The organism is Haloterrigena sp. H1 (assembly GCF_005938085.1).
Lineage (GTDB): Archaea > Halobacteriota > Halobacteria > Halobacteriales > Natrialbaceae > Natrinema.
Map to the genome: position 1 here is coordinate 712300 of NZ_SMZK01000001.1, position 19725 is coordinate 732024.

21 protein-coding genes are annotated in these 19725 nt (G+C 64.2%); 13 read left to right on the forward strand and 8 right to left on the reverse strand.

All coding sequences use genetic code 11. From position 1 onward, the window contains the following. Window positions 1-40 precede the first annotated feature (40 nt). Both E2L06_RS03685 and E2L06_RS03690 read right to left on the reverse strand, forming a co-directional pair. Window positions 41-775 (reverse strand): molybdopterin-binding protein, encoded by a 735-nt coding sequence (locus tag E2L06_RS03685; RefSeq protein ID WP_138778713.1) that lies wholly within the window; start codon window positions 773-775, stop codon window positions 41-43. A gap of 137 nt (window positions 776-912) precedes the next feature. Next, the gene (locus E2L06_RS03690) at window positions 913-1650 is read right to left on the reverse strand and encodes an NAD(P)/FAD-dependent oxidoreductase (protein WP_138778715.1); all 738 of its coding nucleotides are present in this window, start codon (window positions 1648-1650) and stop codon (window positions 913-915) included. Between the two features lie 186 nt (window positions 1651-1836). Between E2L06_RS03690 and E2L06_RS03695 the strand changes: the two genes are divergently transcribed. Next, complete coding sequence (locus tag E2L06_RS03695; RefSeq protein ID WP_138778716.1) at window positions 1837-2073, forward strand: DUF2061 domain-containing protein; 237 nt, start codon at window positions 1837-1839, stop codon at window positions 2071-2073. Between the two features lie 31 nt (window positions 2074-2104). Here the strand turns inward: E2L06_RS03695 and E2L06_RS03700 are convergent, their stop codons facing one another. Then, a complete protein-coding gene (locus E2L06_RS03700) occupies window positions 2105-2857 on the reverse strand; it encodes a helix-turn-helix domain-containing protein (RefSeq protein ID WP_138778718.1) in 753 nt (250 codons plus the stop codon). Window positions 2858-3101: 244 nt separating this feature from the next. On the opposite strand from E2L06_RS03700, the gene E2L06_RS03705 reads away from it, so the two are divergent. The 6 genes from E2L06_RS03705 to trkA all read left to right on the forward strand — a co-directional run bounded on the left by E2L06_RS03705 (window position 3102) and on the right by trkA (window position 9197). Continuing rightward, on the forward strand, window positions 3102-3545 hold the full coding sequence (locus E2L06_RS03705; RefSeq protein ID WP_138778720.1) for a plastocyanin/azurin family copper-binding protein: 444 nt from the start codon (window positions 3102-3104) through the stop codon (window positions 3543-3545). 54 nt (window positions 3546-3599) lie between these two features. Beyond that, complete coding sequence (locus E2L06_RS03710) at window positions 3600-5006, forward strand: sulfite oxidase (protein ID WP_138778722.1); 1407 nt, start codon at window positions 3600-3602, stop codon at window positions 5004-5006. After that, window positions 5003-5524, forward strand: coding sequence for a peptidylprolyl isomerase (locus tag E2L06_RS03715; RefSeq protein WP_138778724.1), 522 nt, complete (start codon window positions 5003-5005; stop codon window positions 5522-5524). Before E2L06_RS03710 ends, E2L06_RS03715 begins: the two co-directional genes overlap by 4 nt. Window positions 5525-5789: 265 nt before the next feature. After that, window positions 5790-6971 carry a M48 family metalloprotease gene (locus E2L06_RS03720; protein ID WP_138778726.1) on the forward strand — a complete coding sequence of 394 codons (1182 nt, stop codon included), beginning with the start codon at window positions 5790-5792 and terminating at the stop codon, window positions 6969-6971. 213 nt (window positions 6972-7184) lie between these two features. Further along, window positions 7185-7706 (forward strand): SRPBCC family protein, encoded by a 522-nt coding sequence (locus E2L06_RS03725; RefSeq protein WP_138778728.1) that lies wholly within the window; start codon window positions 7185-7187, stop codon window positions 7704-7706. Window positions 7707-7859: 153 nt separating this feature from the next. Then, complete coding sequence (gene trkA / locus E2L06_RS03730) at window positions 7860-9197, forward strand: Trk system potassium transporter TrkA (protein WP_138778730.1); 1338 nt, start codon at window positions 7860-7862, stop codon at window positions 9195-9197. Here the strand turns inward: trkA and E2L06_RS03735 are convergent. Together E2L06_RS03735 and E2L06_RS03740 are read right to left on the reverse strand one after the other, a co-directional pair. Then, window positions 9192-10235 carry an NAD(P)/FAD-dependent oxidoreductase gene (locus tag E2L06_RS03735; protein ID WP_138778732.1) on the reverse strand — a complete coding sequence of 348 codons (1044 nt, stop codon included), beginning with the start codon at window positions 10233-10235 and terminating at the stop codon, window positions 9192-9194. The genes trkA and E2L06_RS03735 overlap by 6 nt on opposite strands. A 68-nt stretch (window positions 10236-10303) precedes the next feature. Then, window positions 10304-11038 carry a histidine kinase N-terminal 7TM domain-containing protein gene (locus tag E2L06_RS03740; RefSeq protein ID WP_138778734.1) on the reverse strand — a complete coding sequence of 245 codons (735 nt, stop codon included), beginning with the start codon at window positions 11036-11038 and terminating at the stop codon, window positions 10304-10306. A gap of 150 nt (window positions 11039-11188) precedes the next feature. Here E2L06_RS03740 and E2L06_RS03745 point away from each other — a divergent pair, with 150 nt between their 5' ends. From E2L06_RS03745 to E2L06_RS03765, 6 genes are all read left to right on the forward strand, one after another. Beyond that, on the forward strand, window positions 11189-11965 hold the full coding sequence (locus tag E2L06_RS03745) for a prephenate dehydrogenase/arogenate dehydrogenase family protein (RefSeq protein ID WP_138778736.1): 777 nt from the start codon (window positions 11189-11191) through the stop codon (window positions 11963-11965). After that, on the forward strand, window positions 11962-13518 hold the full coding sequence (locus E2L06_RS03750) for a small ribosomal subunit Rsm22 family protein (RefSeq protein WP_138778738.1): 1557 nt from the start codon (window positions 11962-11964) through the stop codon (window positions 13516-13518). Before E2L06_RS03745 ends, E2L06_RS03750 begins: the two co-directional genes overlap by 4 nt. A gap of 134 nt (window positions 13519-13652) precedes the next feature. Next, window positions 13653-14450 carry a 5'/3'-nucleotidase SurE gene (gene surE / locus E2L06_RS03755; protein ID WP_138778740.1) on the forward strand — a complete coding sequence of 266 codons (798 nt, stop codon included), beginning with the start codon at window positions 13653-13655 and terminating at the stop codon, window positions 14448-14450. A gap of 205 nt (window positions 14451-14655) precedes the next feature. Beyond that, complete coding sequence (locus tag E2L06_RS03760; RefSeq protein ID WP_138778741.1) at window positions 14656-15057, forward strand: hypothetical protein; 402 nt, start codon at window positions 14656-14658, stop codon at window positions 15055-15057. 99 nt (window positions 15058-15156) lie between these two features. After that, window positions 15157-15285 carry a hypothetical protein gene (locus E2L06_RS22715; RefSeq protein ID WP_283241344.1) on the forward strand — a complete coding sequence of 43 codons (129 nt, stop codon included), beginning with the start codon at window positions 15157-15159 and terminating at the stop codon, window positions 15283-15285. A gap of 457 nt (window positions 15286-15742) precedes the next feature. Beyond that, the gene (locus E2L06_RS03765; protein ID WP_138778744.1) at window positions 15743-16765 is read left to right on the forward strand and encodes a carboxypeptidase regulatory-like domain-containing protein; all 1023 of its coding nucleotides are present in this window, start codon (window positions 15743-15745) and stop codon (window positions 16763-16765) included. 316 nt (window positions 16766-17081) lie between these two features. Here the strand turns inward: E2L06_RS03765 and E2L06_RS22720 are convergent, their stop codons facing one another. The 3 genes from E2L06_RS22720 to E2L06_RS21710 all read right to left on the reverse strand — a co-directional run bounded on the left by E2L06_RS22720 (window position 17082) and on the right by E2L06_RS21710 (window position 19572). Then, window positions 17082-17204 (reverse strand): hypothetical protein, encoded by a 123-nt coding sequence (locus E2L06_RS22720; protein WP_283241345.1) that lies wholly within the window; start codon window positions 17202-17204, stop codon window positions 17082-17084. 419 nt (window positions 17205-17623) lie between these two features. Next, a complete protein-coding gene (glmS, locus tag E2L06_RS03770) occupies window positions 17624-19432 on the reverse strand; it encodes a glutamine--fructose-6-phosphate transaminase (isomerizing) (RefSeq protein WP_138778746.1) in 1809 nt (602 codons plus the stop codon). Further along, on the reverse strand, window positions 19432-19572 hold the full coding sequence (locus E2L06_RS21710; protein WP_171052302.1) for a hypothetical protein: 141 nt from the start codon (window positions 19570-19572) through the stop codon (window positions 19432-19434). Before E2L06_RS21710 ends, glmS begins: the two co-directional genes overlap by 1 nt. Window positions 19573-19725: the final 153 nt, after the last annotated feature.

The window sequence follows — 19725 nt, forward strand, 5'->3', positions numbered from 1 at the left end:
GGGGTGTGTTAAGCGTAGCGAGGCGTCGCCGACACGTATTCTACTCCTCGGCCACGAGGTCGACCCGATCGGCGAGCCACTCGAGGGCCGCATCGACGGTTGCGGGATCGGTGCCGGTCACCTTCAGCCGATTTCGTCGCTCCGTCGCCGGATAGCTGCCGATCGTCACGTCGAAGTGCTCGCGAACGCCGTCGATGGCCTCGGCCATCGTCCCCTCCGGCTGGGGCGTGTACGCGATCCGCGAGATCGTCTCGCCATCGAACTCCGCGGCGACCTGCTCGAACAACGCCCGCATTTCCGCGGGCACGCCCGGGAACGCGTAGACGGTCTCGAGCACACAGCCGGGGCACAGCCCCTCTGGATTGCGTAGCGGACGGCTCCCCGCGGGCAGCGCTGCCCACGCGTCGACGTCGAAGTCGAGTTCTTCAGCCGTAACCGTTTCAGGGTCGAGATCTCGGTACGCCGCAACGGTCTCGATGACGTCCTGCCGGACGGCCTCGTCGACGACCAGCTCGCGGTCGAACGCGTCCGCGAGCGCGTCGGCGGTAACGTCGTCGTGGGTGCCGCCGAGGCCACCGGTCACGATCACAGCGTCGACGTCGGTCGTCCACTCCCGGATCGTCGCCGCGATGCGGTCGCGATCGTCCGGGATCGTCAGAATTCGGTCGACGGTCGCGCCGCTGTCGGTCAACCGGGTCGCGAGCCACTGCGCGTTCGTGTTCGCGATGTCCCCGGCGAGTACTTCGTCGCCGACGGTGAGGATGGCGACTTCCATCGATCGAGTCGACGCACGCATTCAGCAAAAGGATACGGTCGCGTCGCGTGGCTGATACGGTCTGCTGCCACGATTTCCGGCGCACCCACATGACGGTCGCGGGTGCGCCGGAACTGACTGACAGCAGTCCGTATGACTTAGTCGTCCTCGACACTCGGGTGCATCGTTGGCACCTCGTCTAACGGTTCCGCGAAAGCCTCGAGCATGCGCGCTCTCGCGGTCTCGTCGCGCTCGTGTCGTTCCGCGTCGTCGATCTCTTCACAGCCCGGCGGCACCTCGCGGCCCCGGCCGGTGAAGTAACCTTCGGGGGCGACCCAGTCGTGATAGAAGTTCGCGTCCGAGTCGTGGATCACGGCGAGCCCGACTTTCGCGCCGTGGCCGGCGGCGACGATCGCCTGATGGGGTTCGTCCGCGAGTCGGCCTGCGGCGTAGACGCCGTCGACGGCCGTCCGACCGGCGTCGTCGGTGTCGACGAAGTGTTTGCTCCCGCGCTGGATGCGGCCGACATCGAGTGGGACGAGATACTCGCTGTCCGACCACGAGGCCGCGATCACACGCCGTGTTTCGATCGGGTCGCCGCCTTCGGTCTCGAGGACGAAGCCCGCCTCGAGATCCGTCTCATCAATCGGTTCAGCACGCGTCACGCGCCCGAGTTCGAATCCGGCACCTGCGTTTTGGGCCTGCTCGCGGGTGAGTTGCAGGTACCGACGGGCATCGACGCCGTTCGGGAAGCCGGGGTAGTTCTCGAGGCTGGCGTTGCGCGCGAGGATCGATTCGCCCCCGTCAATGACGAGGGTGTCGAGTCCCGCGCGGGCGGTGAAGATCGACGCGGCGAGGCCGGCGGTGCCGCCGCCGACGATACAGACGTCTCGCATGGCTCGCGCTTGTCGAGGCCGCGTATAGAAGATTATCATGCTAGCCGGCGCTCGTTACGTGATGCACACGGCTATGCCGATCCGCACGTGACCGTTGGAAGAGGAGAAATCACTTATGGTTACACGAAGGCAATAACGAACCTGGTATCGGTTACATTTAAACCCCCGATCGTGGTGGTTGGTAGTATGGCCCAATCAACGGACAGCACGCCTCGTCCGTTTCAGGCGCGAAAGCGGGCGGTGATCAAGACGCTGGGCTATCGGCTCCTGATGGTCGCGGTCACCGTCGTCGTCGCCTGGGTCGTCCTCGGGGACGTACGGACTGCCATCGATATTGGCCTCGTGGCTAACGTGGTCAAGACCGGGACGTACTACGCGTACGAACGGCTCTGGGAGCACATCGCGTGGGGGCGTCTCGCGTGACCGAACCTCGAGCCCGGTGAAGCGACCGTGATCACGTAGTGTGTGCGGCCCGTGTACGGAACTCGTCGTCGGAGCGATGGAGGTAGCCCTTGGCGAGTTGCGCTTCGGCTTGCCGGAGGCGATAGGAAACCGTCGACTGGGGTACGTCGAGAACGGTCGCGAGTTCGCTGATGGTGATCTCCCGTGGCGTCTCGTAGTAGCCGTGTTCGATGGCTGCCCGGAGCGTGGCTCGCTGTTCGTGAGGCATCGAGACGGTCGCCAGCGAGTCGTAGTTCAACTGCTCGGCATCGCCGAGTCGACCGATCGTAAATCGGATCCCGTCACCGAGATGCGTTTGGACTTTTTCCGAGAACACGTCGACGTTCTCGTCCGACGGCATGAGCAGCCGCCACTCGTGACAGTTCCCGCGTCGCTGTGACTGACAGACGAGACCGAGATCGAGATGTCTGGCCGCGAGGGCTGCCACGGAGTTACAGGTGTGGAGTCGTTTCAGAAACGAGTAGAAGACGACTGTCGTCGAGGACCGCTCGAGAACCTCGTGTTGTCGAACCGCATCGCAGTCCGTCGTCGTCATCTCCTCGGTCGGCGTCTCCGCCTCGAGTCTGAGGCGCTCGATCCGATCGAGTGCCGCTGTGGGTCCCACGAACCGCTCGATACACCACAGCCGATCCCGGCGGACACAACTGGCGATCGAATCCGAGGACAGCGTTGGATACTCCATGAACGTATCCATCACGGGATCGACCCCATCCTGATACTCGAGTTCGAAAGTCAGCTCGCGCATGTGGTAATACACCACACGCGTCGTTATATATGTATTATTTATTTTAATACGGTGTCCGTCCTCTCGGTAACGCTCGAGGCGGACTGAAAAATCGTTCCGATGGTCGCCCGAACTTCCGATCCGAGACGAGTGGTCGAACGGTGGTGACGTACCCGATCGGTTACAGCCGCGTCTCGGGAGGGTTGCGGTTGGTCTGTGCCAATTCAGGATCTATGCGGACCGGGGACTTGCGGTGGTCTGTACGATGATCGAACGACGCACGGTCCTTCGGACGGCTGGCACGGTGGCGCTCGGAACGACACTTGCGGGCTGTTCCGGTGGCGAAGACGGTGATCAGAACGGAACGGATGGCGCGAACGGACAAAACGGCGTCACCGACGTCGATGTCGGCCCGGAGGGACGCCTTCGATTCGAGCCCGAAGAAATCGAGATCGCGACCGGAGAGACGGTCAGGTGGACTGCGTTGAGTGAAGGACACAACGTTACGAGCCATCCGGATGCCTCCCCGAAGTGCGAAAACCCCGACGATGCAGAGCCGTTTACGTCCTACGAAGGGGACGATCACTTCGCCATCATGGCCGTCGACGAAACCTTCGAACACGAGTTTACCGTTCCCGGCGAGTACGTCTACGTCTGCACACCCCACGCCGGACAGGGGATGGTCGGAACGGTGACCGTCTCCGAATAGGGTTGGTGTGGACCAGCCAATGTTTGATACTGTCTACCGTGGACAACACACAGCATGTCTCGTCAGCAATCGAGCGAGGGGAACGGGTCAGCGGACGGTTCGCGACGCGATCGGTTCGTCGAACGACGGCGATTTCTGATGGCGACCGGGGCGCTGGCCGGCGTCGGCGTGCTCGCCGGCTGTGCAGAGAGTGGCGACACCAACGGATCGGACGGCGGGGATGGAGGCCCATCACTCGAGGAGCGCTATCCAGGCCTGCGCATCCTCTCGCCGGAGCCGGAGAACGCGGAGGCAGCCGCCAGATCGACGTACACGGATTACATCACGCCACGCGAGGAACACTACATCCGGAATCACTACCCGACGCCCGACATCCAGGAGTCGGACTGGTCGGTCTCACTGACCGGCCTCGTCGACGACGAGGTCGACCTGTCGATGGAGGAGATCAAACACTCCTTTAGCACTGATTCGGTCACTCACACGATGCAGTGTGCCGGCAACGGCCGGTCGTACTTCGACCCGAAGGTAGGAGGCAACCAGTGGACGTTCGGCGCGGTCGGCAACACCGTCTGGACGGGGACGCCGGTTTCGGAGATCCTCGAGTACTACGGAGCCGAGACCGGCGAAGGGTACTTCCTCACGGTGATGGGTGGCGAACATCCGGAGGGGGAAGACGTCTTTACCCGGTCGATCCCGATGGAGAAGGTGCTGGATGACACGTTGCTGGCGTACAACATGAACGGGTCGCCGGTCTCGCCCGATCACGGGTTCCCGGTTCGGCTGCTCGTGCCCGGCTGGTTCGGCTGTAACAACGTCAAGTGGGTCAACCGGATGCACGTCATGGAAACGATGGTCATCGGCGACGAGTGGGAAGAAGAGGGGGCCCCCGAAGACGGACAGCGGACCTACACCCACTGGCAGCAGTACTCCTACCGGATTGTCCCCGAAGAAGACGACGGCGCGGAACACTACGAAGACATCCCGGTCTATGACACGCGCGAGCAGATGGAACAGACCGACGCGATCAACAACGCCTACATGTACGACCAGGTCGAGAAATCGCTCATCGGCTATCCGGGCGAGGGACAGACCGTCTCACCGTCACCCGCCGGCACCATCGAGGTCATCGGCGTCGCGTGGGCCGGCGACGACGGCCTCGACATGGTCGAGGTCTCGACCGATGGCGGCGACTCGTGGGGTGAAGCCGAGTTCTTCGGCCCGGTCGACGGTAGCTCGGGCTGGCGGCAGTTCCGTTACGTCTGGGAAGACCCGTCGACGGGCGACCACACGCTCGCCTCGCGGGCGACCGACGACCGGGGCTACACACAGCCAGCGACGATCTCCGATCCGGACGCCCAGCTCCGCAGTATCGCGGACGACCAGTATCCGTGGAACCAGAGCGGCTACGGCAACAACGCCTACATGCCCCACGCCGTCGACTGCACCGTCGAGGAGTCATGATCGAACCCGGTCACATCGCTATCGTCCATCTGACCGGTCGCCTCGTCGGCGGCCCGGAGGCAGGAGAGGTGTTCGAGACGACCGACGTCGACGTCGCCCTCGAGGAGGGGATCTACCACGACACTCGTGATTTCAAGCCCCTCGAGTTCCGCGTCGGCGAGGGACACGTCCTCCCGGGGCTCGACGAGGCCGTCGAGGGGATGGCTGAGGGCGAGACGAAAACGGTCGTCCTCGAGCCCGAATCGGCCTACGGGACCGTCGACGAGGATGCCATCGTCACGGTTCCCCGCGAGGAAATCGAGGCCCGTAGCGAGACGGACGCCGAGGTGGGCGAACTCGTCGAGAGCGAGACCGGCGAGATCGGCTGGATCGTCGACGTGGCTGACGAGACCGTAACGGTCGACTTCAATCACGAACTCGCCGGTGAACGTGTCGAATTCGAGATCAGTGTCTTGGAGAGTCATGCTGCCGAGACGGGGCACGGTGTCGATCCCGTCGACGGCGTCGGGACGTCCTGATCAGCGCCGGCAGTCGGACGGCCGGTGACAGCGAGAGCGCGACGCGGTCTGCTGTCACGAGGTGTCGGCGTGACCGTAGGACGGCTCGGGATCGCGGTGCCACTCACTGACAGCTGTCCGTCTCCTCGGTGCGGTTGGCGTTGCCTTGGTGCCTGCCATCCGTTTACCGTCCGCCGGGTGACTGTGCACAAGACGGTCCCCGTTTCAACTCGTTTCGCGTCGAAAGCGACGCATAACTTTGAATAGTGTTATCGATCCGCAGGCTATGCTTGCCGTCGCTGCGTTCATACTCGCCCTCGCGGTCGGGCCGTTCCTCGGACTTCGAGCGTACGCTCGGCGCGTCGAGGCGATGGATGCACCGACCGAAGACCGTTTACATCGTCTCAATCGCATTCAGCAGGCGGCGGGGTTCGGACTGCCGGCCCTCGCGCTGCTTGGCGTATACGCGTTTGGGTTGATGGACCGAACGACGGCTCGTGTCGCGGCAGCAGGGCCCCACCTGTTCGGGATCGCGCTCCTCGAGTTCGCGGCGATCGTACTGATCTCGTTCGGCATCGTCGCCGTCCCGCTCGTGTCGATGGCACTCGCCACGTATCCGACGGTCCGCTCGCTCCGGGCAACGACGATGTCGGCATGGCGACGCGTCAGCCGAGTGGCCGTCGCCCTGATGGTCGCGATCGGCACGGCAGTGCTCGGAATCGGCGGATTCATCGCGCTCGTCTCGACCGGTAGCGTGTCGCGTCTCGTCCTCGTCGCCGCGCTCGGCGTCCTCGTTTTCGTCGGCTTCGGTCTCTCGCCGTACCTGCTCGTCCTTACGCGGACGCACGACCCGCTCGAGGGACAGCGTCGCGAACGCGTCGAGCGCCTCTGTGACGCGGCAGGCCACAGTCCCCGCGGGGTCTACCTGCTCGAGGGCGAGTCGACCAAGACTGCGAACGCGCTCGTCGCTGGCACGCTCCCCGGACTGCAGTACGTCTTTCTGACGGACTATCTCCTCGATGAGTGCGACGACGACGAACTCCGAGCGATCCTCGCTCACGAGTTCGGCCACGTCGCGGGCCGTCACCTCTGGCAGCGCGGCATACTCACCGTTGCCGTCTTTGGCGCCTGGGCGCTCGTCGCCCAGCACGTCGGGTTCGGCTGGTTGGCGGTGACGTTCGGCTTCGTCGGCTACTTTGTTCCGCTTCTTGGAGTCTACGTGCTGTATCGCGTCTTCTTGCTGGGCGGACTCGCACGCTGGCAGGAGTTCCGTGCAGACGCCTACGCGGCGAGTACCGCCGGTCGCGAGGCGATGGTCGATGCCCTCGAGACGCTTGCCGACGCGAACGACGTTCGCCTCGAGGCGGGATTGTTCTACAGCCTCGCGACCCAGCATCCCCCAATCGAGGCCCGCATCGACGCGCTCCGGGAGAATGACACGGGATCGCGATCGGCCTCGAGCGACTGATACGGTCTGCTGTACCGATGTACCGGTGGGACCGCAGTGCGGGTCGCGGTTGCACCGGAACTGACTGAACAGTCACCCGTATGAGGCTGCGGATAGCACGGGCCTGGCACGATCGCACGGGAGGTGTTGAGTAGTTACGGACTACTGTCTGCCGGCCTGTACAGCGACTGGTTCTACAGCAATCCTTACGTTTGAATACCCCCTAACATGGGTGTGGACAGGATTCTCCTCAGTACGCTCGCCCACCGGTCACCCGAGGAGGTGTTCCCGCACGTGCGCTCGTTCGCCGACTATCCGCGGTACACGGACCACCTGAAAGAGGTCCGGATCAACGGCGACGGCGACGTCGGCTCGGTCTACGACCTCACGCTGACGTGGTGGAAGCTCAGCTACACTGCCCGCTCGAAGGTGATCGACATTACGCCGCCGCATTCGCTCGAGTGGCGGCTGGTCAACGACATCGACGCCCGTGGCGAGTGGCGCGTCGAACCGGAACCGGAGTCGGCACCGGCGGACGCTCCGACGGCGAGTCGGATCTACTTCGATGCCATCTATAACCCCCATTCGGCGAACACGAACGCGATCTCGCTGCCGCGGTTCGTCTCGTTAGACTGGGTCATCGACAAGGTCGAGCCCAAACTGCTCGCGGAGGCGGAAACCGTCGTCGAGCGACTTGTCACCGACATCGAGGGCCAGCGGCGTGACGTCGAGTTGACGGTCCACGAGATGCCCTGACCCTCCTTCAGTGACTGTTGCCGACGGCTAGCCCGGCCGGTCGGTTCACGAGTCGAGTGCAGGGCCAACCGACTTACTGGCGGGACCCGATAGCGAGACCATGAGCCGGAGCCACGCCGTTTCGCGTCCGCGATCGTCGCGGGTGAGCCGCCGGTGCGCGTGATCGTCGTCGGTGCGGGGCAGGTCGGTTCGAACATCGCCGCCAGCCTCGAGCACGACCACCACGTCGTCGTCATCGACACGGATCCGAGCCGGATCGAGGCGATCACGTACTCCCACGACGTGTTGACCGTCCGGGGCGACGGCACCGCCATCGAGACGCTCGAGGAAGCCGGCATCGAGAACGCGGATCTGGTCATCGCAAGCACCGACATCGACGAGACGAACATCGTCATCTGCGGGGCGGCGAAGGCCGTCGGCGATCCGTTCACGATCGCTCGCGTCAAGCAGACGGGGCTGTTGCGGACCTGGGAGCGATCCGAGGGGGCGTTCGGCGTCGATTTCATGGTCGGAACGAACCTCCAGACCGCCCAGTCGATCGTCCGGATCGCTGGACTGCCCGGCGCACACGACGTCGAGACCTTCTCGGATGGCCTCGTTCGGATGGCCGAGTTCGAGGTGATGGCGGACAGTCCCATCGCCGGCGAGACGGTATCTGATGCCGCCCGCTACGAGTCGTTGACGTTTGCCGCCCTCTTGCGTGACGACGACGTCATCGTTCCGGCCGGTGAGACGATCATCAAACCCGGCGACGCCGTCGTCGTCATTGGCTCCGTGGAGAGCGTCCGTGCGTTTGCCGATTTCGTGACTCCACCCCCCTCGCTCGAGGACGTCCGCGAGATCGTCATCGTCGGCGGCGGTGAGATCGCCGCACAGACCGCCCGACTCTTCGAAGCCGAGGGGATCGACACGCGACTCATCGAGCAAGACCCTGCACGGGCGCGGGAACTGGCAGAGAATCTGCCGAGAACGATGGTCTTGCAAAGCGACGCGACCGACATCGACTTTCTCGTCCGCGAACACGTCGACGAGTCCGACCTCGTCGTCGCTGCCCTCGATAGCGACGAAAAGAACCTGCTGGTCTCGCTGCTCGCAAAGCGGGTCGGCGTCGAGCGAACCATCGGCGTCGTCGATGCCGGCGAATACGTCGACCTCTTCGAGACGGTCGGGCTCGACGTCGGCGTCAACCCGCGTCTCGTCACCGCCGAGGAGATCACCCGCTTTACCCGCGCCCGACGAACCGAAAACGTCGCGATGCTCGAGTCAGACCGCGCCGAAGTCCTCGAGATCGAGGTCGGCCGCGACAGCGTACTCTTCGAGACGCAGATCGAGGAGGCGATGGCCGACCTCCCGGATGGAATCGTCATCGGGGCGATCACCCGCGACGAGGAACTGATCACGCCACGGGGTGAGACTGTTGTCGAGGGCGACGATCACGTGGTCGTCTTCGTCGATACCGAGGTGATCGACGAAGCGACCGCCGCGCTATAGGTCGGTGTCGGCGACTCGCTTGCCGACCGCGAGGCCGTTTCGGAGCGCGGCGTGGATGCGTCCCTCGCCGGCGACCCAGTCGCCGAGACAGTACAGGCCGTCGCGTTCGGCCCGCTCGAGTGGCTCGCGGGACACCCCGCCCTCCGGAAGCGCGTACCGCCAGCCCTGGTGGTCCGTCCAGTCCGGGTCGCGCAGGCGCTCGTCGCCGACGAGGTCGGCGGTCAGCGCCGCGAGTTCTTCGAGAGTCTCGGCCGGTGGCTCGTCGTAGTGGTCGACCGACCACTCGTGGGTAGCCTGGACGACCAGTAGCGACTCGCCATCGGGGATGTGGCCGGGTTTGCACTCCTCGCGACCGACCCAGCCCACCGCGTGTGCTTTGTCCGCGTTCACGAGCGCGTAGTAGGGACGCTCGAGTTCGAACGGGTAGTGGAAGATCCCGGTCCAGACCGTTCGGTAGGGAACACCGTCGACGGCCGAGAGGAGGGCATCGCGGGCGTCGCTCTCCCAATCGGCCGTCCGCAGCAGATCGGCGGTCTGGGGGGCTGGCGGATTGAGGAGCAGGACGTCGAAGGGGCCCCAACGGGTTCCAGCGGTGTCCTCGAGTTCCCACGTCTCGTCCGCGGTCCGGCTAATCGTCTCGACGCGCGTCTTGCGGTGGACGGTCGCGTCGGTGCGTGCAAAGAGCCGCTTTGCGATCTGGGTCAATCCCTGGCGGTAGGTCCACTTGTGCTCGTCGCGGCCATCGCCCGGCGACACCTCGCCCGTGTGGTCGAACGTCCACACCGGCTCGGTCACGTCGACCAGCCCCTCGGTGTCGAGCGTCTCTGTCAGCAACTCGACAATTCGCTCGTCGTCGGATTTGACGTAGTTCGCGCCGTAGTCGTAGACGATCTCGTCGCGGCGTCTGGTCGCGGCCCGGCCACAGAGCCCGCCCGATTTCTCGAATACTGTCACGGTCACGTCGTCGCGCGTTTCCTCAAGGGCGTACGTCGCGGCTGCTGCGCCGACACCAGCCCCGACGATCCCGATGCGTGTCATGGGCGTAGTTTTGATCCGGCCCTACAGTAGACTGTTGGCTGACACTGTTAGGGTGAAGTAGCGGACCGTCACCGAAGCAAGTTGCTCAGCCACCGGTATGGCCGTGGGAGCCGAAGATATCGTTTTTGCTGGGCCTGTATCCAGCCGATCGTCGTCAGACACCCTGCAGCAAGCGGCGCGATCGACGTGGTGCCGGGAAGCAGGACACTGCTCCCAAGGATCGCCACTGCCGTCGTGAACCCGGCAAGCGCATACAGACGCGTGTATGCAACGTCGGTTCCGTTCTGCCATGCACGACCGAACAGGGCCGCGCCGACACCGAACAGGGCCGTGAGAAACACCGTGTGCAGCCAGTAGCCGACGTTCGGGACGATGCCAGTAAAGGCGAGCGAGACGGGTGGCGTGTCCGTAACGGTCCAGTACAGCGAGTGTGTCGGGGTGGTGATCGCGAGCGTGATGTCGATCCCAGCGAGCAGGGCAACGACGCGATAGACCAGTTGGCGGCGATCGAGAAGCGGTGTGCTACTCGCCGTACTGGCAAACAGCAGCCAGCCCAGTCCGGCCAGGACGGCGCCCAGCGTCGCGATGCTGAAGAAAAACCCCTTCACGATCGGCCGTGGATCGAGGGCCTGTGCGGCGAACAGTCCGTTCCAGACCGCGACGCCCATGAGAAACAGGATATACGACAGGCCGTTATCACGATCGCGGTACGCGATACCGGTCGCTAGATACGGATAGGTCGTGAGCACGATGAGGCCGGCCCCCGCGATGAGCAATACGGACAGCAACTGGCCGGGATCCATACAGACAGTCTCGATTCAAATAACTTGTATATTCTGACGTTCAGCTGAGATGATGTGAGCCAGTACCGAATGCGACAACGACGGGTATCGCTGCTCCTGCATGCGTATCGATCGAACGGCTTTTGCAACGCCGGCAGGTAGGAGCAAGCAATGGACGTACTGATCGTCGGCGCAGGGTCGATGGGAACGTGGTTCGGCGACGCCGTCGACGCCGAGGTCGCGTTCGCCGATATCGACGGCGACGCCGCGGCGGCTGCGGCGGACGCCGTCGGCGGTGCTGTCGCCGATCTCGAGGGAGAGACGACCTACGATGTCGTCTGTCTCGCGGTGCCGATGACCCACGTGGCCGAGGTGATCGCCGCCCAGGCCACGCGGGCCAAGCGAGCGATCGTCGACGTCTCGGGCGTGATGGAACCCGCGCTCGAAGCGATGGAACGCCACGCGCCAGCTGTCGAACGGGCCAGCCTCCACCCGTTGTTTGCACCCGAACGGGCACCCGGCTCGATCGCCGTCGTTCGCGATCGATCGGGGCCGATGACCGACGAGGTACTCGCGACGCTCGAGGCCCGTGGCAACGACTTACTCGAGACGACGGCTGCGGAGCACGACGAGGCGATGGAGACCGTGCAAGCGGCGACCCACGCTGCGGTTCTCTCCTTTGCCCTCGCGGCGGAGTCGGTCCCCGAGGGGTTCGAGACGCCGATCTACGAGACGATGGAACGACTCGCCACACAGGTGACGGCGGGGACGCCGCGAGTCTACGCCGATATTCAGGCGACCTTCGACGGTGCCGACGCCGTCGCCGACGCTGCGGCCGAGATCGCTGCTGCCGATGCTGACGACCTCGAGGCGCTGTACCAAGCGGCGGCTGCGAACTGGCACGATGGACACGACGAGCGGCACAACACTGAGGGGAAGACGACATGAGTGACCACCGCGAGGTCGTGCGCTCGAACGCGAAGTATCTACGTAACGTCCGACCGATCGACCCCGACGAGATCGCCGACTACATCGAGGGAGCGCCGCATCCGGCGGTCGTCAAACAGCTCCTTCGCGAGGAAGCTCCCGACCTCGGCTTGCTCGAGCAAGACGATGGGACGTTCGTCCCTGTCGACGACGACTCGGTTCGACCTTCTCGAGGGCCAGTTGAGCGGTTCCCGGCCGACTACGAACGCCGGCTCGAGGACCTGCTGGCCGACCGCTATGGGCCAAACTGGTACGAAGGGGCGTCTGGCGATCTGCTCCGGTCGACAATCCGGCGATTCAAAGCCGACTACCTCGACGGCCGCTCGGTCGAGTACGACGACGACGTGGCGGCAGGCTACGCGATCTATCACCTGCCGGGCTACTACGCCGCCGTCCAGTACGCGCTCGACGACCTCGCGGATCGTGGGCTGCTGGGCCGAAAGCTTCGCGTTCTCGACGTTGGCGCTGGCGTCGGCGGCCCCGCACTCGGGCTCTGTGACTTCCTCCCCGACGACGCGCTGGTCGACTACCACGCGATCGAACCCAGCGCGGTCGCGGACGTCCTCGAGGATCTGCTCGCCGAAACCGGGCGAAACGTCCACACGACGATTCACCGGACCACCGCGGAAGCGTTCGACCCGAGCGACGCCGCCAGCGACGGATTCGATCCGACTGCCCCCGACGACGGGTTCGATCTCGTCCTCGCCTGTAACGTATTGAGCGAACTCGACGAGCCCGCTGCAGTGACACGGTCGTTCCTCGAGACGCTCGCACCCGACGGGACGTTGCTCGCGATGGCTCCTGCGGACAAAAACACCAGCGTGGGGCTGCGCGAGGTCGAACGCGACCTCGAGGGTCAGCGGCTATGGGACCGAGATGCGGTCGACCTCGGGAGCACTGGGGACACGGACGATGGCACAGACGTAGCCGACCACTGCCTCGGCGAGGTGACCGTCTACGGCCCTACCGTCCGGCTCTGGTCCGGCGACACGCCCTCGGATCGCGGCTGGTCGTTCGACGTGCGGCCGGATCTCGCCGTGCCGGGATTCCAGCGCCGTCTCGACGAGGCCACGCCAGCCGACGAGGATGCACACGCACCCGGCGAGTTCGTCAACGTCGACGTCCAGTTTTCCTATTCCATGCTGCGCCTGGACGGCCGTCGGCGGATCGATATGGCCCTCGAGACCAGCAAGTGGGCGAAGATGGCCGAGATGGAACGCCACGTTACCAACCGGATCGACCTCGTCGCGGCGAAGCTCAGCCGATCGCTGAGCGAGGCCGACGACGGCGGCTACGGCGGTCGGTCGAACCCCATCTTCAAGATCAGCGACGGCAGCGAGGAGATCGACCACTACGCCGTCGTGACCAACGAAACGTCGCTCAACCGGCCGCTGCTCGAGGCCGACTACGGCGAGGTCTGTTCGTTCGAGCGGATCCTCGCGCTCTGGAACGACGACGAGGAAGCCTACAATCTGGTCGTCGACGAGGAGACGATTGTCGACCGACTCGCCTGATACGGTCTGCTGTACCGAGTGACCGGTGGGACTGCGACCGTCCTGCGGTCCTACTGGCACTGACGTACAGGAGTCCGTATAACTCAAGTGCCGGAAGCGGTGACCTTTTCGCATCGCTGCCCGACGGCACTGACATGAGCGACGACCTCGAGATCCTGCTGACCAACGACGACGGGATCGACAGCACCGGTATCCGGGCGCTGTACGACGCCCTTTCCGAACACGCAAACGTGACTGTCGTCGCGCCCGCCGGCGACCAGAGCGCGTGCGGGCGGTCGATCTCACACGAAGTCGAGGTCGACGACCACGAACTCGGCTACGCCGTCCACGGGACGCCAGCCGACTGCGTCGTCGCCGGCCTCGCGGAACTCGGCCCGTTTCCCGACCTCGTCGTCGCGGGCTGTAACAAGGGCGCGAACCTTGGCGAGTACGTCCTCGGGCGCTCGGGGACGATCAGCGCGGCCGTCGAAGCCGCCTTCTTCGACGTGCCCGCGATCGCGACCTCGCTGTACGTCCCCGTCGACGACACCCCGTTCGAGGACGTCGAGATCACGGCCGACGACTACGCCGAAGCGACCCGCGTCACGTCCTATCTCGCCGAGCGTGCGCTCGAGGCCGGCGTCTTCGAGCACGCCGCCTACCTCAACGTCAACGTCCCGCTGCCCGACGGCGAGCCCGCGCCACTCGAGATCACCCGTCCCTCGAAGCGCTACGAGATGGACGCCGAACGCGACGGCACACACGTCACGCTTCACGACCGCGTCTGGGACGACATGACGCCAGACGCGCTCCCCGACCCGCCGGGAACCGACCGCCGGGCCGTCGTCGAGGGGAAAGTAAGTGTCTCGCCGCTGACCGCGCCCCACTCGACGAACCACCACGAGGCTCTCGATGCGCTCGCCGACGACTACGACGGCTCCCGACTCGAGTGAGCCGCCGTTCGTGATGTCGGCGGACCTGTCGGCTGTCGAATGTGATAACCGACTTGCGGGTCGCAAGGCGGCCGCTATTTGATACCCGCACCGTCACGATAGCTACGACATCTCCGACGGACACTACCCATGCCATTCATAAAACATAAAATCAAGGTAGGTGGGCGTACAAGTTGTGACAGACCCAATGGACGGTGATCAATAGATGGTATTCGACGCACTCCGGGCCCGTCTCTCGTCTCTCTGGCGCAGTTCGACCGACGAGTCCACATCGGACGAGTCCGGGACGACACCGGACGCAGACGCAGACTCGAGTCCGGCAGCCGACGACGAAACGTTGAGTTATGCCGAGCAAATCGAATACGGCGTCGACGAACACGACCTCCCGGACGAAGACAAGGTTCTCCGACTGCTCGTCAAACGCGGCGGCCGCGTCGATCAATCCACCATTCTAGACGAAACTGACTGGTCACAGGATCATCTCGAGGACGTCATCGATCGTATGGAAGCCGACGACCAGATCAGCGCCATCACTGTCGGTCGCAAGCGCGTGATCTGTCGCCGCGGCTTCGAGCCCAAAGGGTACCGGTCCCATCTCAACGAGTAAGTCGCTGTCTCTCCACCCTGTTGCGATCACCCATCTGGTAGTACGCAGCATCACGTTCGCAGTTATCCCGACCGCCAGTGTCGGACGAGCCGATCCGACATGGAGCTGACCGTCGAGAACACGCAGGTCGTCGTCAACTACGACGGACCTGAGTACGCCTTCGAGGTCGTCGGCGATACCGAACTCGAGTTCGCCGAGACGAGAGGGTATATGGTCTACCGTGACTGACCGGCCGAGCGCAGCCACGGCTGGTGACTTGCAGTGGTTCTTGCTGCTGTGCCAAGATCGCACGACAGTATGTCTGGTGTGCAGTTCCGTCTACACACCGCGAACGGTCAGCAGGCGGATCGACATTTCGCGTCCGTCAGCGCGTGACGGCAGCCGGTTGTGTAATTGAAACAGCCTTATGATGCCTATAGTGATCCCCCAAACAGTAGAATCGCCGCCTAATGAAATCTCGCAGACCAGTGTCTGACGGACGGCATAGTAAGCAGCACACCTCGAGCAGACTGCTAACCCGGAATCGTCCGGACAGCGTTCTAGTTCCGACAGCAGTGGCTGGTATCCAGACCACGGACACGACCGGCTGGCCGCCAGTTGATCGGCTCCGACCAGCATCGATAGTCGACAAGCCGGCAGGCGTGTAACCCACCGACACTGGATTCTAAATCTAAAATCACTGATAATGCGCCGCAATGCCCAACAACACCGAACGGAGACCCGATCGATTCAGCGTAGCGTCCAGATCTTGCTCACCGTCTGTGGCATCGTGTTCCTGCTGGCTGGTATGGTACTTGCCGCAAGCGGTGCCTCCGTTAGCAGCGCCGTCGGATCGGTCAGCGACAGAATCGACGATGCCCGACAGCCGACTGACAGCGGAGGTGATACGGCCGACAGCGACTCGATAGGCGATGGCGGTGGGACCGACACCGACGGGGCCGGCGGGACGAGTAACGAAACGAAAGAAACGGACGGTACCGACAGCACAGACACCCAGACCGGCGGGACCGACAACACGGACGACAGCACAGATTCCCAGGCTGATGGATCTGACGACACAGACTCCCAAACCGATGGCTCTGATAACACGGACACCCAAACGGATGGATCCGACAATACAGACACCGAGAACGGCGGCGATGAGACCAATACGGACGAATCGCACGTGCTGACGGCGGTCATCGAATCGCAGACCGGCACTCCGATCGATAACGCCACCGTTACCGTCGATCCCGGATCCGGCTCGAACGTCTCGAAATCGGTCGACGGGACCGGCGAGGCGGAATTCGTACTCGAGGACGGCGAGTACGCAGTTACTGCGAACGCGGATGGATACAACCCCGCGGAAACCACCGTTCAGGTCGATGGTGCAAATAAGACGATCACGCTGACGCTCGAGCAACAGACCCAAGCCGACAGTGACACCGACGACAGCGGTGGGAAGCACACGCTGGCGGTGACTGTCAAGGACGAGAACGGCACTGCAGTCGAGAATGCGACCGTCGAGGTCGCAGAGGTCATCCTCCTCGGCTCGAGCAAGGTAAAGGGGAAAGCGGTCGACGACGATGGTGTGGCGACGTTCGAACTCGAGGACGGCGAGTACACGGTCTCCGCAGACGCGGACGGATACACGTTCACGGAGCAGACTGTAACGATCGATGGCGGAGACGAGTCGATCACGCTGACACTCGCGTCGAAAGACGGCTAACCACAGCGCACCGCCAGCCGTGGTATATTGGCGGTCGTTCGTGTGAAGACGTGGTTCTCGTTTTGTCGGCGGCAGTACGGCCTCGACCTCGCCCGAATACTGCTCTACGAGACGGCGGGCTGTACGCATCTCCGTTCGAGACGTCGCTGATCGACCGCTCGAGTACGTCGGATGGGCCGTGTCTCGAACACCGATCATCGCTATCGGTCTCGATACACCGGACTGCTGTTGGTTCATACGGACTACTGTCAGTCATTGCCGGCGTATCCGCAGGACGGGGCGCGGATACGCCGGTAAATCGGTACAGCAGACCGTATCAGCCCCGATCGGTAGCGAAGACCGAGCGCCGGACGCTGGTTCTTCCCCAGTTGGAGACGACCCCCACGTCGGTCGAGACGACCGGCAGGGTACCTGCGGTGGCGTCAGCGAAACGCGTCATAGCCTGACGAACTGTACCGTCAGCGACACCGATGGACCTCCTCGGTGGCCTCGAGCGGGCTATCGGAGACGAGGCCGATCCAACAGTCACGAGTCGACAACCGGCCCTCCGTCGACCCGGTCTCTCCACGAACTGTCTCGCCGAGTGCTGGGTCAGGCAACGGGCCGAGCTGTTCAGGGGGAAGGGGTACCGAGAGAAGAGCCTGTCCGATCGCCGTTCGAGAGTAGGCAATCGGTCATGGTGATCCTGCTCTGCCGCTCGAGCGGTGCGACTCGCTACACTGAAGCGCGTCCGAACTCGCCGCTTCTCTCCACCGCTGTAGCCACTGACGGTACGAGGGGACACGATGCGCGGCTTCGAGACGGAAACCGGCGGCGTCGAACTGACCGCGAAAAAACGTTAGCCGTGAGACGGGCCGATCATTCGACCGTCACGCTTTTCGCGAGATTGCGTGGTTTATCGATCGGCCGCCCGAGTTGCTTCGCAGCGTGGTAGGACAGCAACTGCAACTGGACGTTCGCGAGCAGCCCCGCCCAGACGGGGTGGGTCTCAGGGACCGACAGGTGTGCGTCAGCGACGTCGACGAGAGGGTGGTCGTCGGGTCCGACAGCGACGATCGGCGCACCGCGGGACCGGGCCTCGATCGCGTTCGTCTTCGTCTTCTCGTCGTCACCGCTCGTGTAGACCGCAAACAGCGGCGTCTCCTCGGTCACCAGCGCGAGCGGGCCGTGTTTGAGTTCGCCGGCGGCGAACCCTTCCGCGTGCTCGTAGGTAATCTCCTTGAACTTCAGCGCACCCTCGAGCGCGACGGAGTGACCGGGCCCGCTGCCGATGAAGAAGAACGACTCGCTGTCGAGGGTGTCTCGAGCGAGCGTCTCGGCGTGGGTCGACTTGAGGACAGTCTCGACGTGCTGTGGCAAGTCTGCGAGTGTCTCGAGCATCGCCGCTCGGTCGTCGGCGGGGGTCGCGTCAGGAACGTCACCGGCGATGCGCTGGGAGAGGAGCGCGAGCGTGACCGCCTGCGAGGAGTAGGTCTTCGTCGCGGCGACGCCGACTTCTGGGCCGGCACGGATGTAGACCGCATCGTCGGCTTCGCGGGCGACCGTCGAGCCGACGACGTTGGTGACGGCGAGGGTCCGCGCGCCGCGGTCGGCCGCGGTCCGGACCGCATCGAGGGTATCGGCGGTCTCGCCGCTTTGCGTGACTGCGACGGTGAGCGTGGTTTCGTCGACCGGCGCGGTCGTCGCCTCGTACTCGCTGGCCCGGAGCACGTCGGCCTGAATCCCGGCCTCGCGGATCAGCTGGCTGCCGTACATCGCCGCGTGATACGACGTCCCGCAGGCGACGAACTGGACGGACTCGATCCCGTCGAACGAGCCCGGCGGGAGGGCCTCGAAGGAGACATCACCGTCCTCGACCCGGCCTTCGATCGTATTGGCGAGGGAGGTCGGCTGATTGTGGATCTCCTTGAGCATGTAGTGGTCGTACTCGCCTTTTCCCGCATCTTCCGGGTCCCAGTCGACGGTGTCGACCGATCGCTCGACCGGGTCGCCGGCGAGGTCGGTGATCTCGTAGGAATCGGGCTCGAGGACCACCAGATCGCCATCCTCGAGGTAAATCACCTCGTCGGTGTGATCGAGGAACGCCGGGACGTCGCTGGCGAGGTACCACTCCTCGTCGTCGAGCCCGAGGACGAGCGGCGACCCCTTCCGTGCGGCGTAGACCGCCTCTTCGCCGTCGACGATCGCGGCGATCGCGTAGCTCCCCTCGAGCGTGTCGACGGCCTGGCGAACGGCCTGTTCGGTGTCACCGGTCGCGTCTCGATACTCGTCGATGAGGTGTGGGATGACCTCGGTGTCGGTGTCGCTGTCGAACTCGTGGCCCTTCTCCTGGAGATTCGCCCGGAGCTCGTCGTAGTTGTCGATGACGCCGTTGTGGACCACCGCGACGTCGCCTGCCGTGTCCGTGTGCGGGTGGGCGTTCTCGTCGGTCGGTGGGCCGTGGGTACTCCAGCGAGTGTGGCCGATCCCCATGTTTCCGTGTGGCTGCGTACTCAACGTCGATTTGAGGTCGGAGACCTCTCCCGAGCACTTGTGCACCTTGACGCCGGAGCCGTTCTGGACGGCGATCCCCGCCGAGTCGTAGCCCCGGTACTCGAGGTTCTCGAGCCCCGAGAGGAGCGTCTCCGCCGCGCTCCCGTGACCGATCCGCGCGATAATCCCGCACATCAGCCGATCACCTCCGGCTGTACGGCCGGCGACCACGCTGCATCGGTTACGTCGGATGCGGCGGGGCAATCGACGGTTGTGACGGACGTATCGAGTCGGCTCGAGACCACTGCGGTGAGTGCAGTACTGTTCCGTGTCATTGGTATCGTCGAACCCGTCCGCGCTCTGCTGTCGGACCGGGCCTCACTTCCATCACGGACAACAGCGGCCATTACTATACCACGAATAAGACGATACCACGAACGCGACGCGAGCTATCGACTGTGTAATCCGTGTTCGGTTTCGCAATGTTC

What these genes read in the sequence shown, in the direction of transcription:
- E2L06_RS03685 (WP_138778713.1), bottom strand. Translation starts at nt 775, where the DNA reads ATGGAAGTCGCCATCCTCACCGTCGGCGACGAAGTACTCGCCGGGGAC.
- E2L06_RS03690 (WP_138778715.1), bottom strand. Translation starts at nt 1,650, where the DNA reads ATGCGAGACGTCTGTATCGTCGGCGGCGGCACCGCCGGCCTCGCCGCG.
- E2L06_RS03695 (WP_138778716.1), top strand. Translation starts at nt 1,837, where the DNA reads ATGGCCCAATCAACGGACAGCACGCCTCGTCCGTTTCAGGCGCGAAAG.
- E2L06_RS03700 (WP_138778718.1), bottom strand. Translation starts at nt 2,857, where the DNA reads ATGCGCGAGCTGACTTTCGAACTCGAGTATCAGGATGGGGTCGATCCC.
- E2L06_RS03705 (WP_138778720.1), top strand. Translation starts at nt 3,102, where the DNA reads ATGATCGAACGACGCACGGTCCTTCGGACGGCTGGCACGGTGGCGCTC.
- E2L06_RS03710 (WP_138778722.1), top strand. Translation starts at nt 3,600, where the DNA reads ATGTCTCGTCAGCAATCGAGCGAGGGGAACGGGTCAGCGGACGGTTCG.
- E2L06_RS03715 (WP_138778724.1), top strand. Translation starts at nt 5,003, where the DNA reads ATGATCGAACCCGGTCACATCGCTATCGTCCATCTGACCGGTCGCCTC.
- E2L06_RS03720 (WP_138778726.1), top strand. Translation starts at nt 5,790, where the DNA reads ATGCTTGCCGTCGCTGCGTTCATACTCGCCCTCGCGGTCGGGCCGTTC.
- E2L06_RS03735 (WP_138778732.1), bottom strand. Translation starts at nt 10,235, where the DNA reads ATGACACGCATCGGGATCGTCGGGGCTGGTGTCGGCGCAGCAGCCGCG.
- E2L06_RS03740 (WP_138778734.1), bottom strand. Translation starts at nt 11,038, where the DNA reads ATGGATCCCGGCCAGTTGCTGTCCGTATTGCTCATCGCGGGGGCCGGC.
- E2L06_RS03745 (WP_138778736.1), top strand. Translation starts at nt 11,189, where the DNA reads ATGGACGTACTGATCGTCGGCGCAGGGTCGATGGGAACGTGGTTCGGC.
- E2L06_RS03750 (WP_138778738.1), top strand. Translation starts at nt 11,962, where the DNA reads ATGAGTGACCACCGCGAGGTCGTGCGCTCGAACGCGAAGTATCTACGT.
- surE (WP_138778740.1), top strand. Translation starts at nt 13,653, where the DNA reads ATGAGCGACGACCTCGAGATCCTGCTGACCAACGACGACGGGATCGAC.
- E2L06_RS03760 (WP_138778741.1), top strand. Translation starts at nt 14,656, where the DNA reads ATGGTATTCGACGCACTCCGGGCCCGTCTCTCGTCTCTCTGGCGCAGT.
- E2L06_RS22715 (WP_283241344.1), top strand. Translation starts at nt 15,157, where the DNA reads ATGGAGCTGACCGTCGAGAACACGCAGGTCGTCGTCAACTACGACGGA.
- E2L06_RS03765 (WP_138778744.1), top strand. Translation starts at nt 15,743, where the DNA reads ATGCGCCGCAATGCCCAACAACACCGAACGGAGACCCGATCGATTCAG.
- E2L06_RS22720 (WP_283241345.1), bottom strand. Translation starts at nt 17,204, where the DNA reads ATGACGCGTTTCGCTGACGCCACCGCAGGTACCCTGCCGGTCGTCTCG.
- glmS (WP_138778746.1), bottom strand. Translation starts at nt 19,432, where the DNA reads ATGTGCGGGATTATCGCGCGGATCGGTCACGGGAGCGCGGCGGAGACG.
- E2L06_RS21710 (WP_171052302.1), bottom strand. Translation starts at nt 19,572, where the DNA reads ATGACACGGAACAGTACTGCACTCACCGCAGTGGTCTCGAGCCGACTC.